The organism is Streptomyces sp. ISL-96 (genome assembly GCF_018614035.1).
Lineage (GTDB): Bacteria > Actinomycetota > Actinomycetes > Streptomycetales > Streptomycetaceae > Streptomyces.
The window spans coordinates 1-12,446 of the sequence record NZ_JAGGPA010000067.1 but is presented as its reverse complement, the minus strand read 5'-3'; the positions used below and the strand labels follow the sequence as shown (position 1 = coordinate 12,446).

The 12,446-nt window shown below is 69.8% G+C and carries 13 protein-coding genes; 8 read left to right on the top strand and 5 right to left on the bottom strand.

What is annotated here, in order from left to right:
• Positions 1-135 precede the first annotated feature (135 nt).
• Positions 136-729, bottom strand: a complete 594-nt coding sequence (locus tag J7E96_RS31880; protein ID WP_215136525.1) for a TetR/AcrR family transcriptional regulator — start codon at positions 727-729, stop codon at positions 136-138.
• Between the two features lie 76 nt (positions 730-805).
• On the opposite strand from J7E96_RS31880, the gene J7E96_RS31875 reads away from it, so the two are divergent.
• Positions 806-1,222, top strand: coding sequence for a VOC family protein (locus tag J7E96_RS31875; RefSeq protein ID WP_215136523.1), 417 nt, complete (start codon positions 806-808; stop codon positions 1,220-1,222).
• A gap of 379 nt (positions 1,223-1,601) precedes the next feature.
• On the opposite strand, the gene J7E96_RS31870 is transcribed toward J7E96_RS31875, so the two are convergent.
• A complete protein-coding gene (locus J7E96_RS31870) occupies positions 1,602-2,648 on the bottom strand; it encodes an AraC family transcriptional regulator (RefSeq protein ID WP_215136521.1) in 1,047 nt (348 codons plus the stop codon).
• Between the two features lie 95 nt (positions 2,649-2,743).
• Here J7E96_RS31870 and J7E96_RS31865 point away from each other — a divergent pair, with 95 nt between their 5' ends.
• Complete coding sequence (locus J7E96_RS31865) at positions 2,744-4,510, top strand: long-chain fatty acid--CoA ligase (protein WP_215136519.1); 1,767 nt, start codon at positions 2,744-2,746, stop codon at positions 4,508-4,510.
• Between the two features lie 104 nt (positions 4,511-4,614).
• On the opposite strand, the gene J7E96_RS31860 is transcribed toward J7E96_RS31865, so the two are convergent.
• Positions 4,615-4,818, bottom strand: a complete 204-nt coding sequence (locus J7E96_RS31860) for a cold-shock protein (protein WP_003984261.1) — start codon at positions 4,816-4,818, stop codon at positions 4,615-4,617.
• Positions 4,819-5,171: 353 nt separating this feature from the next.
• On the opposite strand from J7E96_RS31860, the gene J7E96_RS31850 reads away from it, so the two are divergent.
• Complete coding sequence (locus J7E96_RS31850) at positions 5,172-6,035, top strand: menaquinone biosynthetic enzyme MqnA/MqnD family protein (RefSeq protein ID WP_215136517.1); 864 nt, start codon at positions 5,172-5,174, stop codon at positions 6,033-6,035.
• A 95-nt stretch (positions 6,036-6,130) separates the two neighbouring features.
• Positions 6,131-7,768 carry a serine/threonine-protein kinase gene (locus J7E96_RS31845; RefSeq protein ID WP_215136515.1) on the top strand — a complete coding sequence of 546 codons (1,638 nt, stop codon included), beginning with the start codon at positions 6,131-6,133 and terminating at the stop codon, positions 7,766-7,768.
• A gap of 48 nt (positions 7,769-7,816) precedes the next feature.
• On the opposite strand, the gene J7E96_RS31840 is transcribed toward J7E96_RS31845, so the two are convergent.
• Together J7E96_RS31840 and J7E96_RS31835 are read right to left on the bottom strand one after the other, a co-directional pair.
• Complete coding sequence (locus tag J7E96_RS31840; protein WP_215136513.1) at positions 7,817-8,221, bottom strand: PIN domain-containing protein; 405 nt, start codon at positions 8,219-8,221, stop codon at positions 7,817-7,819.
• Positions 8,218-8,466 (bottom strand): hypothetical protein, encoded by a 249-nt coding sequence (locus J7E96_RS31835; RefSeq protein ID WP_215136511.1) that lies wholly within the window; start codon positions 8,464-8,466, stop codon positions 8,218-8,220. The genes J7E96_RS31840 and J7E96_RS31835 overlap by 4 nt, the downstream gene beginning before the upstream one ends.
• 126 nt (positions 8,467-8,592) lie before the next feature.
• Here J7E96_RS31835 and mqnC point away from each other — a divergent pair, with 126 nt between their 5' ends.
• The 4 genes from mqnC (at position 8,593) to J7E96_RS31815 (ending at position 12,315) form a co-directional block, all read left to right on the top strand.
• Complete coding sequence (gene mqnC / locus J7E96_RS31830) at positions 8,593-9,789, top strand: cyclic dehypoxanthinyl futalosine synthase (protein WP_215136509.1); 1,197 nt, start codon at positions 8,593-8,595, stop codon at positions 9,787-9,789.
• A 21-nt stretch (positions 9,790-9,810) separates the two neighbouring features.
• Complete coding sequence (locus J7E96_RS31825) at positions 9,811-10,518, top strand: hypothetical protein (RefSeq protein ID WP_215136507.1); 708 nt, start codon at positions 9,811-9,813, stop codon at positions 10,516-10,518.
• A gap of 173 nt (positions 10,519-10,691) precedes the next feature.
• The gene (locus tag J7E96_RS31820; RefSeq protein ID WP_214973343.1) at positions 10,692-11,387 is read left to right on the top strand and encodes a demethylmenaquinone methyltransferase; all 696 of its coding nucleotides are present in this window, start codon (positions 10,692-10,694) and stop codon (positions 11,385-11,387) included.
• A gap of 16 nt (positions 11,388-11,403) precedes the next feature.
• The gene (locus J7E96_RS31815) at positions 11,404-12,315 is read left to right on the top strand and encodes a glutaminase (RefSeq protein ID WP_215136505.1); all 912 of its coding nucleotides are present in this window, start codon (positions 11,404-11,406) and stop codon (positions 12,313-12,315) included.
• Positions 12,316-12,446 lie beyond the last annotated feature (131 nt).

Below are 12,446 nucleotides of genomic sequence, written 5' to 3'. Positions count from 1 at the left end.
CCGGCCTTCAAGCACCGTGCTGATGTGGGATCGTGGGTCGAAACGCTCCCGTGATGACGGAAGCGGTATGGCTGGGACTGGTGGGGTTGAAGAGGCGCCCGGATTCACCAAGTGCGGGGTTAATCGCGTTCCGCGTCAGCCGGTCCGCAGGCCCTGGAGGAGTTGTCCCAATGCGGCTGTGGTGTGAGCGAGGTCTTCGGGGTCGGAGGAGGAGGCCAGCCACAGGGCCGCGTCGTTCATCGCGCCTGACAGCAGATGGACCAGCGGGGCGACTGGCTGTGGGGCAATGACCCTTGCGTCGATGAGGGAGGTCAACGCGTCGGCGAGGTGGCGGGCCGAGTTTGCCTCGTCCATCGCCCGCCATTGAGTCCACCCCAACACGGCAGGTCCGTCGACGAGCATGATCCGTTGGATGCCTGGATCGGTGGTCGAGGCGAGAAATTCCTCGCAACCGGCCGTCAGTTGAGTCCAGGGATCGTCATGGGCGTCGGCGGCCGCAGCTACCCGCCGGCCCACCTCCTGCTGCAACTCCTCAAGGATCGCGCGGAAGAGATCCGCCTTGCCGGTGAAGTGGTGGTAGAGCGCACCCTTCGTCACTTCGGCTGCCTGGACGATCTCCGCCAGACCCACCGCGCCGTAACCGCTGTCCGCGAACAGGCGCCTGCCCTCCCGCAACAACGCCTGCCTGGTTTGCTCCCGCTGCTGTGCCCGGATGCCGTGCTGCCCCATCGCACTCCTCATTGACATACCGACGGTACGCGAATAGCTTCACTTGCATACCGATGGTATGCGAAGGGGTTCAGGCATGAAACTGACCGGCTTCTATCCCGTGATCGGCACAGCGAAGCTGCAAGAGTCCCGCGACTTCTACACCCGGCTGCTGGGCTTCGAGGCGACGTTCGAGGCCGACTGGTATGTCAGCCTGCGACGACCGGGAGATCCCGCGTACGAACTCGCCCTCCTCGACCACACGCACCCAACAATTCCCGACGGCTACCGCGTCCCTGCACAGGGCCTGCTGCTCAACTTCGAAGTGGAGGACGTGGACGCGGAATGGGACCGGCTCGTTATTCGTGAACGGCTGCATCCCGTCCTCGAACTCCGTAGCGAGGAATTCGGACAGAGGCACTTCATCGTGGTCGACCCCAATGGCGTCCTGATCGACGTCATCACGCCCATCGCCCCCACCGGCGAATTCTCCCAGCAGTACGTCAATAGCTGAGTTCGTAGGGTGTGTTCGCTTCGTACCGACAGTGCGGCTAGGTGCCCTTGGTGCGATCAACCCGCGACTACTGCGGGAAAGCGGCTGCCAGGTGGGCGGTATGTGGGGATATTGGATGGCCGCTGCTCCGCATGGTGCGGGTTTGGCCCGCAGCTCCGTCGACTGACCTCCCCCAGGGGCCGGTGCGCCCCACCCACCCAGCCCAGAAACGGGGCATGAAGCCCAACTGCCCACCGCCCGTGAGCCGCTGAGCCTGGGGCCGAGTCACCCCATTCAACTGCCGCGCCCCACCCACCGGCCTGCCGTCGGCCGCGAGAGTCGAGCCAGCAGCTCAGCTTGCGCCGGACCCGCCCCACGCCGCGCCTTCCGCCTCCTGGTGCTACTTCGCACGGGTCTCGTCCGCCGCTTCGGTGGCCGCGTCCGGCGTCCCCACCCGGTATGCCCCCGGTGTCGTACCCGTCCAGCGGCGGAAGGCGCGGTGGAAGGACGTGTCCTCGGAGAAGCCGAGTCTCGCTGCCAGTTCCGCGATCGGTTCGCGGCCTTCTGCCAGGCCCGCGATGGCCGCGTCGCGGCGTACCGCGTCCTTCAGCTGCTGGAAGGACGTCGACTCCTGCTGAAGGCGGCGGCGTAGTGTCGCCGGGCTGACCGCCAGGCGGGTCGCCGTCTCGCCGAGGGACGGGAGGCGGGGCGAGGCGCGCAGCGACTGGGCCAGGGTGTGGCGGACCTGTTCGGCCACCGTCGTGCCGTACTCACGGCGGCTGAGGAGTTCGAAGGGCGCGCGTCTCAGCATCGCGTGCAGTTCCGCCTCATCCCGTACGAGCGGGGCAGTGAGCCAGTGCGCGTCGAATCCGGCGCCCGTGCGGTCGGTGCCGAAGTGGACCGGGCAGCCGAACAGCGTGTCGTACTCGTCCTTGTGCGCCGGCGGCGGGTAGGGGAAGTCGGCCCAGCGCAGCGGGATGCGGCGGCCTATCAGCCAGCTGCACAGCCGGTGCCAGATGATCAGCAGGCACTCGGTGAGGAACCGGTCCTCGTCGCGGTCCGGGGCGATACGGACGGTGAACGCCGCCTCGCTTCCCGCTCGTCGCAGTTCGAGGTCCGGGCCGCCCGGGAACAGGCCGTAGAACGCCGTTCCGCGCTCGACCGCCGCCCCCAGGTCCCGGCAGCCCAGCACGGCGTAACACATCATCGCGAACGTGCCCGGCCTGCTCGGTACGGAGGCCAGCCCCAGGAACTCGTCCTGCGTGGTGCGGTACAGCGCCCGGAACAGGGCCGCGAACTGCGCCGCCGTGACACGCGCCCGGTCGTCGCCCAGGAGCAGCGGCGGGATGTTGCCCGCCTGGAGCAGCGGCACCGTGTCGATGCCACGGCGCTCGGCGCCGCGCAGCACAGCCCGTACATGGTGCACGGTGATCGTCCGCTTCGCCATGGTCAACGACGGTAGCGGGGATGAGCGGCGAGGTCAGTGGTGGTGACGTTTCCCGTCATCCCCCACGGCCTCCGGTCGTACCTACCGTCGGACGCATGAGTCGCATCAGTGGAACTCGACGGCCAAAGACGCTCGCGGTGTTCACCGAGTGGGCGGGGCAGCGGTACGGCGACCATCCGGCGCTGCGCGCGAAGGGCATGCCGCCCGTCTCGTACGCCGAACTGCGTGACACCGTCCGCGAGATCGCGTGCGGGCTGATCGGACCCGCCGCCGGTGTCGGGGCGGGCGACCGCGTGGCGATCCTCTCCGACACCCGCGTCGAGTGGACGTACGCGCACTTCGCGGTCTTCGCGGCGGGCGCGGTCGTCGTACCCGTCTATCCGACGGCGGGCGACGAGGAGCTCGCCTGGGTCCTCGCCGACTCCGGCGCCACGGTCGTGATCTGCGAGAACGCCGAGCGGGCGGTGCGGGTGGCGGGCGTACGCTCCAAGACGCCGGCCGTCCGGCACGTCTTCCTGATGGACGAACTCCGCGCGCTGCCGGGTCCGGCCGCCACCGTGGAGGAATCCGTGGAGGTGCTCGGCGTGCGGGCCGCCGACGTCGTGGACAGTGATCTGGCGTCGATCGTCTACACGTCGGGGACCACCGGGCTCCCCAAGGGCTGCTGCCTCACCCACGGCAACTTCGGGGCCGTGCTCGAAGCCAACCTGGATGTGATTCACGGTGCGCCGGGGGACCGCACGTACCTCTATCTCCCGCTCGCCCATCTCCTCGCCCAGCTCATCGAGTTCACGACCCTGCTGTACGGCGGCGAGCTCCGCTACTTCGGCGGCCGCATCGAGGACGTCGTGAGCGAGCTGGCCGAGGTGCGGCCGACGCATCTGCCGTCCGTGCCCCGGCTGTTCGAGAAGGTGCACTCGGTGGTGCTGTCGCTGGCCGAGCAGCAGGAGGGCGGGCGCGAGCGGTTCGAGGAAGCGGTACGGATAGGGGTGCTGGCGGCGGAGGGGCGGCTGCCGAAGGAGCTGGTGGGGGCGTACGAGGAAGCCGACCGGCGGCTGTACAGCCTGGTCAGGGACGTCTTCGGCGGCGAGCTGCGCTGGGCGCTGACCGGGGGAGCCCCCATCGCCCCGCAGGTCATGGACTTCCTGCGGGCCTGCGGCATCCAGGTCTTCGAGGGGTACGGGATGACCGAGTCGGGCGGCGTCATCTCGCTCAACCACCCGGGCGCGGTCCGTTACGGAACGGTCGGCCGCCCCATCGCGGGCTGCGAGGTCCGGATCGCGGACGACGGTGAGGTGCTGGCGCGCGGGCCCATGGTCTTCCCCGGCTATTACGGGGAAGGTCATGGGGCCGCCGCGACGCGCGAGACGGTCGACGCGGACGGCTGGCTGCACACAGGGGACCTCGGGGCGCTGGACGCGGACGGGTATCTCAAGATCACTGGGCGCAAGAAGGACTTGATCATCACTTCCAGCGGCAAGAACCTCACTCCGTCGCTGGTCGAACAGGCCGTCCAGCAGGAGTCGCGGCTCATCTCACACGTGGTGATGGTGGGCGACCGTCGCCCGTACCCCGTCGCGTTGATCACCCTCGATGCCGAGGAGATCGCCGGGTGGGCGGCCCGCGAGGGGCGCGAGCCCGGTGCCCCCGGTAACCGCGACGCCCTCCGGGCCCTGGTCCAGGAGGCGGTCGACGCGGCGAACGCGCGGGTCTCGCGGCCGGCGCGGATCCGGGCCTTCGCCGTACTCGGCGAGGACTTCACGGTGGACAGCGGCGTACTGACGCCGACGCTGAAGGTCCGGCGGCGGGCGGTCGTCGAGCGGTACGCCGCCGAGATAGAGGCGCTGTACGACGCCGGGTGACCGTGCTGTGCCTGCCTGTCCGTACACAGGCAGGAGCCCCGTTCCTCGCGGAACGGGGCTCCTTGGGTACTGCTACATCGACCGCGATCCGGTCGGCCGGGCAACTAGACCGGGGTGACGTTCTCCGCCTGCGGACCCTTCGGGCCCTGCGTGACGTCGAAGTTCACCTGCTGGTTTTCCTCGAGCGAGCGGAAACCAGACGCGTTGATCGCGGAGTAGTGGACGAAGACATCCGGGCCGCCGCCGTCCTGGGCGATGAAGCCGAAGCCCTTTTCAGCGTTGAACCACTTGACGGTTCCGGTAGCCATAAGCCCTCCCATGGGCCAAAGGGTTGCCCTGCTCCAGAACCTGCAAAGAAGTCTGAAAACTACAAAAGCCTGCGGGTTACATGCTCCGCAGGCTCTGTACTGCAAGGGAAACCAAACTGCAACTTGCGGCGATCGTAGCACGCACTCTCAGGAGAGTGGAAGAGGGAAAGATCACGTCACCCGGAAGTTTGACGGCGTCTTCCAGTAGGCCTTTCGCAGGTAATGCGGAGGTCTCCCGAGAGGTCTCAGGCGAGCCGGCCGGTGATCTTCGGGAGGGAGCCCCGACTCGCCCCGTCGGCCCCGGCGTCCGCCCCGCCGTCGGTCCCGGAGGCGGGCAGGTCTAGCCTCACGATGTGGACAATTCAACTGCTGTCGACCACCGTCGCAGCCGGCCACGTGTCGGCCACATCCAGTTCCTGAACTGCCTGCCCCTCTACTGGGGGCTGGCCCGTACGGGAGCCCTTCTCGACTTCGAGCTGTCCAAGGACACCCCCGAGCGGCTCAGCGAGCAACTGGTGCGCGGCGATCTCGACATCGCGCCCGTCACCCTCGTCGAGTTCCTGCGCAACGCCGACGATCTCGTCGCTTTCCCCGACCTCGCGGTCGGCTGCGACGGGCCCGTCATGTCGTGCGTGATCGTTTCGCAGGTGCCGCTGGAGCAGCTCGACAGAGCCCGGGTCGCGCTCGGTTCGACCTCGCGTACGTCGGTGCGCCTGGCGCAGCTGCTGCTGGCCGAGCAGTACGGCGTACAGCCCGACTACTACACGTGTCCGCCCGACCTCGGGCTGATGATGCAGGAGGCGGAAGCGGCCGTGCTGATCGGCGACGCGGCGCTGCGGGCCGCGCTGCACGACGCGCCCCGGCTCGGCCTCCAGGTCCACGACTTGGGGCAGATGTGGAAGGACTGGACGGGGCTCCCGTTCGTCTTCGCGGTGTGGGCGGCGCGCAAGGACTACCTCGCGCGTGAGCCGGACGTCGTGAAGAAGGTCCACGAGGCGTTCCTGACCTCCCGCGATCTGTCCCTGGAGGAGGTCGGCAAGGTCGCCGAGCAGGCCGCCCGCTGGGAGGTCTTCGACGCGGAGCTGCTGGAGCGCTACTTCACGACGCTGGACTTCCGTTTCGGTGCCGAGCAGCTGGCGGGCGTACGGGAATTCGCGCGCCGGACCGGTCCGACGACCGGGTTCCCGGCCGACGTGACGGTTGAACTGCTCGGCTGAACCGCCCGGCTGAACTGCTCGTCGACCACGTCGCCCCCTAGGCTGCTGGCGACAGCAGGCAGTCGGCAGTTGGCGGTACGGGGGAGGACGAGGGCATGCAGCCGCTCGACGCGGGTGATCCGCAGACCATCGGCGCGTACCGGATCCTCGGCAGGCTGGGCGCCGGCGGCATGGGCCGCGTATATCTCGGGCGCAGCGCGGGTGGACGTACGGTCGCGGTCAAGGTCGCGCATCCGCACTTCGCGCTCGACGACGAGTTCCGTGCCCGCTTCCGGCGCGAGGTGGCGGCGGCCCGGCGGGTCGGCGGCGCCTGGACGGCGCCCGTGCTGGACGCGGACCCTGACGCCCCTGTGCCGTGGGTGGCCACCGGGTACGTCGCCGGCCCCACGCTGACGGCGGCCGTCGCCGACGCCGGGCCGCTGCCCGCGTACGCCGTGCGCGCTCTGGGCGCGGGGCTCGCGGAGGCGCTCAGCGCGGTGCACGGGCTCGGTCTCGTACACCGGGACGTCAAGCCGTCGAACGTCATGCTGACGCTCGACGGACCCCGGCTGATCGACTTCGGCATCGCGCGCGCCACCGACGGCACCGCCTCGCTCACCTCCACCGGCGTGTCCATCGGCTCGCCCGGTTACATGTCGCCCGAGCAGATCCTCAGCAAGGACGTGACGGGCGCGGCCGACGTGTTCTCGCTGGGTGCGGTGCTGGCGTACGCCGCGCTGGGCGAGGCACCGTTCCCGGGCGACTCCTCGGCGGCGTTGCTCTACAAGGTGGTGCACGAGGAGCCGCGGCTGGACGGGCTGGAGGCGCTGGACGGCGAGTTGCGCGAGGTGGTCGGCGCCTGCCTGGCGAAGGAGGCGGCGGACCGGCCGTCCCCGGAGGACGTGGCGCGGCGGCTCGCTCCGGGCGGGGCCGCGCAGTTGGTGGCGGCGGGGTGGCTGCCGGGGCCGCTGGTCGAGCGGGCGGGGCGGGCGGCGGTGCGGCTGCTGGACCTGGAACCGGCGACGGCGCCGCCGGGGGACTCGGGGCCGGTGCCGTTCAGCAGCCCGGCGGTGGGCGTGGTGGGCACGTTCGGGCCGCCGCCGGCTTCCTTCGGGGGCGGGAGTGGGAATGGGAATGGGAATGGGAATGGGAATGGGATCGCGTCCGCGTCCGCGTCCGATTCGGCGGGCCGCGTTTCGTTCTCGCTGACCACCGAGAACTCCGCCCCCGGCGACCGGGGCCGCGGCCGCCGCAGGAGCTGCACGGTGGTTCTCGCCGTCGCGGGGGCGCTGGCGGTCGTGACCGTGGGCGGCTCGATCTACCTGAGCGGGCTCTCCGGCAACGACTCCAACGCCGAGAAGGACAGCGGCGGCCAGGACACCCCTCCCCCCGCCGCGGCGGCCGGCGTGCCCAAGGCCTTCACCGGCACGTGGGAGGGAAGCGTTACGGCGGGTGGCGTCGCCAGCCAGTACTCCGTCAAGATCAGCGGCGGCACGAAGGGCGACGACGTGGCCCGTACGACGAACACCTTCGGCCCGCTCAAGTGCAACGGCCTGGGCGAACTGGCCTCCGTGACCGCGACCAAACTCCGCATCACCGACCGCGCCGACCCGTCTCGCCCCTCCACCCCCGGCTGCGCGAGCGGCACCGTACAGGTCACGTACACGCTCGAAAAGGACGGAACGCTGACCGTCAGGGCCCAGGGCAAGGGAACCGGGAACCCGGCGGGTTCACTGCGCCGCCTGGACCGCTGAAGACGGGCCCCCGCTGCCGGCGGTCCGACGCGGCGGACCGGGCGGCGGTCAGATGCCGACCAGGTGTACTGCGCGTCCGCAGAGCTTGCGCATGTCGTCGGTGTCCGAGGTCAGCATGGCGACCGGTCCTGGCTGGCGCAGGGCCACTTCGGCGACCATCGTGTCGATGGCGTACTTGTGGCCGTGCAGGTTGGCGTCCTTGAGGAGCTTGGCGGCTGCTCGGGATGCCTTCTCGGTGAGTGGTTCGATATTGATCTGGGACAGCAGCCAGTTCAGGCGGGCAGTGCTGACCTTCGCGTGCGTGACCTCGATGATCGTGGCTGCGCTGATGACCACATCCGAGCCGTCCTGCCTGAACACCTCGACCTTCGTGGTGATCTTGCGGTCTCTGCTTACCCAGCCCGAGAGGCCTTCGCTGTCCAGGACAACGGTGGAGAAGTGCTCGTTGCTCATGCCGCAGCTGACCCGGTTTCGGTCTCGCCATGCCCGTAGATCTCGGCGCGAGCCTGTGCGAGTTCCTCAGCGGTGAACTCGCCGTACTCCTCCTGATAGCGGCGCATCTCTTCGGCGAGCAACTCACTTCTGATGCGTCGTGCCACAGCATCGGCGACGTACCCAGAAACGTTGTCCGTCATCTTCTTCAGAGCCTGCACCTGCTCAGTGGGAAGCGTGATGGTCACGCGCGATGTCTCAGCCATACGGCGAGCGTACTGCGATGCACGCCCCGCCCGCCACGTCAACGTCAACCGGGTGCCCGAAGCTCACCCGAGGGGCTGGCGTAGGCTGGGCCGGTCCGTCCACACCCTGCCGAAAGGGACACTCCGGTGACTGAGAAGGCCGACCTCACAGCCGTCCTCGACCGCGCCGCTGAGGGTGGGCGGATCACCCCGGAAGAGGCGCTGGAGCTGTACCGCCACGCGCCGCTGCACGCGCTCGGGCAGGCCGCCGACGCCGTGCGCCGCCGCCGATACGCCGGTACCGAGCACATCGCGACGTACATCATCGAGCGGAACATCAACTACACGAACTCGTGCGTCACCGCGTGCAAGTTCTGTGCCTTCTACGCCGCGCCCAAGAGCGACAAGGTGTGGACCCGCGACCTCGACGACATCCTGCGGCGCTGCGCGGAGACCGTCGAGCTCGGCGGTACGCAGATCATGTTCCAGGGCGGGCACCACCCGGACTACGGAGTCGAGTACTACGAGGAGCACTTCGCCGCGATCAAGGCGGCGTACCCGCAGCTCGTCATCCACTCCCTCGGTGCCTCCGAGGTCGAGCACATGGCCCGTATCTCCGGCGTGAGCGCCGAGGACGCGATCCGGCGCATCCACGCCGCCGGTCTCGACTCCTTCGCCGGCGCCGGCGCCGAGCTGTTGCCCGAGCGGCCGCGCAAGGCCATCGCGCCGCTCAAGGAGTCCGGCGAGCGGTGGCTGGAGATCATGGAGCTCGCACACCGCCTCGGCGTCGAGTCGACGTCGACGATGCTCATGGGTACGGGCGAGACCAACGCCGAGCGCATCGAGCACCTGCGGATGATCCGCGACGTACAGGACCGGACGGGCGGCTTCCGCGCCTTCATCCCGTACACCTACCAGCCGCAGAACAACGCGCTGAAGGGCCGCACGCAGGCCACGCTCTTCGAGTACCTGCGCCTCATCGCCGTCGCGCGCCTCTTCCTCGACAACATCGCGCACATCCAGGGCTCCTGGCTGACGGTCGGCAAGGAGGTCGGCCAGCTGTCGCTGCACTACGGCGCGGACGACCTCGGGTCGATCATGCTGGAGGAGAACGTCGTGTCGTCGGCCGGGGCCAAGCACCGGTCCAACCGGATGGAGATCATCGATCTCATCCGCAGGTCCGGGCGCGTGCCCGCGCAGCGGACGACGACGTACGAGCACATCCTCGTGCACGACGACCCGGCGAACGACCCGGTCGACGACCACGTGGTCTCGCACCTCTCGTCGACGGCCATCGAGGGCGGCACCGCGCACCCCGAGCTGAAGATCCTCAGCACCAGCTGACCTGACTGTCGGGGAGCCGAGTTGCTGACGATTCACGCCGCCGACCTGGTCGTCCCCGTCGCCGGGGAGCCGGTCGAGCGGGGCGCGGTCGCCGTCGACGGGACGACGGTCGTCGCGCTCGGCCCGTATGACGAAGTGACCGCCGCCCGGCCGACGGCCCGCGTCCGTCGCTGGCCCGGGGTTCTCACCCCGGGGCTGCGCCACGACCGCGGCGGCTTTCTGCTGGAGCACGCTTACTTCCCCGAGGAGCCGGGCGAGTTCGACGAACTCGGACGGGATCCCCTCACAGGCGACGCCTTGGCCGCGCTGCGCATGACCGAGGCCCGCTGGGGCAACAGCGCCCGCCGCTGCACGCAGAAACTGCTGGCCCATGGCGTGGTCGCGGTCACCGGCCCGCTCCTGATCCCGGCCGTCCTCCGGGCGGTGCAGCGGGCGGGCCTCACGGTTACGGGTACCGGCACTGGCTCTGGCACCGGTACCGGCACTGGCACTGGCACCGGCACTGGCACAGGTACCGGCACTGGCGCCGGTACCGATACCGATACCCGTCTTGACCCGCTGGCCGGCGGCGCCCCGCTCGCTTCCGTGGCCGCGTCCCCGCTCGCCGTCGGCTCCCGCGCCGACCTCGCGGTCTTTGACGTACCGGACGAGGCGGCCCTGCGGATGCGCGGGGCCGGCACGTGCGTCGCGACGGTGCTGGGCGGCCGACTGGTGCACCGGCGGCGCTGAGGCCGCCGGGCGGGAGCGGCGACCTGAGCCAGTTGTTCCACTTCCTCGCGGCGATCCGCCTGGTCATCGGCGCGGTCGGTTCCGAGGCCCTGCGCCGCTGACGGCGGAGACCGTGCGGTGGATCGCCGGGCCTGCGCGGCTGCCGCCGCGGCGGGACCGGCACAATGGACCGCGTGACCCGCGCATCCCTGAACAAGAAGCCCGCCGAAGTCGCCTCGATGTTCGACGAAGTGGCGGAACGCTACGACCTCACCAACGACGTCCTCTCCCTCGGGCAGGACCGGATCTGGCGCAAGGAGGTCGCCAAGGCGGTGGACGCCCGCCCGGCCCAGAAGATCCTGGACCTGGCCGCCGGAACCGGCACCTCTTCGCAGCCTTTCGCGCAGGCCGGGGCGTACGTCGTGCCCTGCGACTTCTCGATCGGCATGCTCCGGGTCGGCAAGCAGCGACACCCGTGGATGCCGTTCACCGCGGGCGACGGAACGAAACTCCCGTTCAAGGACGACACTTTCGACGCCGTCACCATCTCCTTCGGCCTGCGCAACATCCAGGACACGGACGCCGCACTGCGCGAGCTGTACCGGGTGACCAAGCCGGGCGGCCGCGTAGTGATCTGCGAGTTCTCGCACCCGACGTGGGCGCCGTTCCGGACGGTGTACATGGAGTACCTGATGCGCGCGCTGCCGCCGGTGGCGACCGCGGTCTCGTCCAACCCGGACGCGTACGTCTACCTCGCCGAGTCCATCCGCGAGTGGCCCGACCAGCCCGCGCTGGCGGCCCGGCTCCAGAAGGCCGGCTGGTCGAAGGTCGCGTGGCGCAACCTGACGGGCGGGGTCGTAGCACTGCACCGCGGCACCAAGCCGCAGTAGGCAGCGGTAGGTCGTGGTGAACTACCAGTCAGTCCTGGAGCGGATCGCGCAGGACGTCTCACCGCAGCTCGGCACGGGCAAACCCGCCGAGTACATCCCGGCGCTCGCTGCCGTCGACCCGCGCCACTTCGGCATGGCCATCGCGGATGTCGACGGCAGGGTGTACGGAGTGGGGGACTGGCAGCGCCCCTTTTCCACCCAGTCGATCACCAAGGTCTTCACGCTGGCGCTGGTACTGGCCGCGGGCGGCGACGACCTGTGGGCGCACGTGGGCCGTGAGCCCTCGGGCAACCCGTTCAACTCCCTGGTGCAGCTGGAGTACGAGAACGGGATCCCGCGCAATCCGTTCATCAACGCGGGCGCGCTGGTGGTGACGGACCGCCTCCAGAGCCTGACGGGCGATGCGAGCTCGGAACTCCTGGATTTCCTCCGCGAGGAGAGCGGCAATCCGGACTTGGCGTTCAACCAGGAGGTAGCCGACTCGGAGTCCGCCCACGGCGACCGCAACGCGGCTCTGGCGCACTTCATGGCGTCGTACGGCAACATCACGAACCCCGTCCCCACTCTCCTCGACCACTACTTCTGGCAGTGCGCGATCGAGATGAGCTGCGCAGACCTGGCGCTGGCGGCGCGCTTCCTGGCCCGCCACGGGCTGCGGGCGGATGGCTCCCGCCTGCTGACGCGCAGCGAGGCGAAGCAGATCAACGCGGTGATGCTGACATGCGGCACGTACGACGCGGCAGGCGAGTTCGCCCACCGCGTCGGACTGCCGGGCAAGAGCGGGGTGGGCGGCGGGATCGTCGCGGTGGTACCGGGCCGGTGCACGCTGTGCGTGTGGAGCCCGGGGCTGGACGCGCGCGGAAACTCGGTGGCGGGAGTGGCGGCGCTGGACCGCTTCACGACCCTGACGGGCTTGTCGGTCTTCTAGCCCTGGGGGGGGCGGGAAGGGGCGGGAAGGGGCGGGGGCAGCTTCCGGGTGGCGGGGTCGCGAACCAAGGCTTGCTTCTGGGGGTTTCGGGCCGTCCCGGGAGCTCGAGTGTCGGTGGGCCGGGGCGGCGC

Excerpts from the sequence above, each read along its gene's own strand:
- J7E96_RS31880 (WP_215136525.1), bottom strand. The coding sequence starts at position 729 with ATGGGGCAGCACGGCATCCGGGCACAGCAGCGGGAGCAAACCAGGCAG.
- J7E96_RS31875 (WP_215136523.1), top strand. The coding sequence starts at position 806 with ATGAAACTGACCGGCTTCTATCCCGTGATCGGCACAGCGAAGCTGCAA.
- J7E96_RS31870 (WP_215136521.1), bottom strand. The coding sequence starts at position 2,648 with ATGGCGAAGCGGACGATCACCGTGCACCATGTACGGGCTGTGCTGCGC.
- J7E96_RS31865 (WP_215136519.1), top strand. The coding sequence starts at position 2,744 with ATGAGTCGCATCAGTGGAACTCGACGGCCAAAGACGCTCGCGGTGTTC.
- J7E96_RS31860 (WP_003984261.1), bottom strand. The coding sequence starts at position 4,818 with ATGGCTACCGGAACCGTCAAGTGGTTCAACGCTGAAAAGGGCTTCGGC.
- J7E96_RS31845 (WP_215136515.1), top strand. The coding sequence starts at position 6,131 with ATGCAGCCGCTCGACGCGGGTGATCCGCAGACCATCGGCGCGTACCGG.
- J7E96_RS31840 (WP_215136513.1), bottom strand. The coding sequence starts at position 8,221 with ATGAGCAACGAGCACTTCTCCACCGTTGTCCTGGACAGCGAAGGCCTC.
- J7E96_RS31835 (WP_215136511.1), bottom strand. The coding sequence starts at position 8,466 with ATGGCTGAGACATCGCGCGTGACCATCACGCTTCCCACTGAGCAGGTG.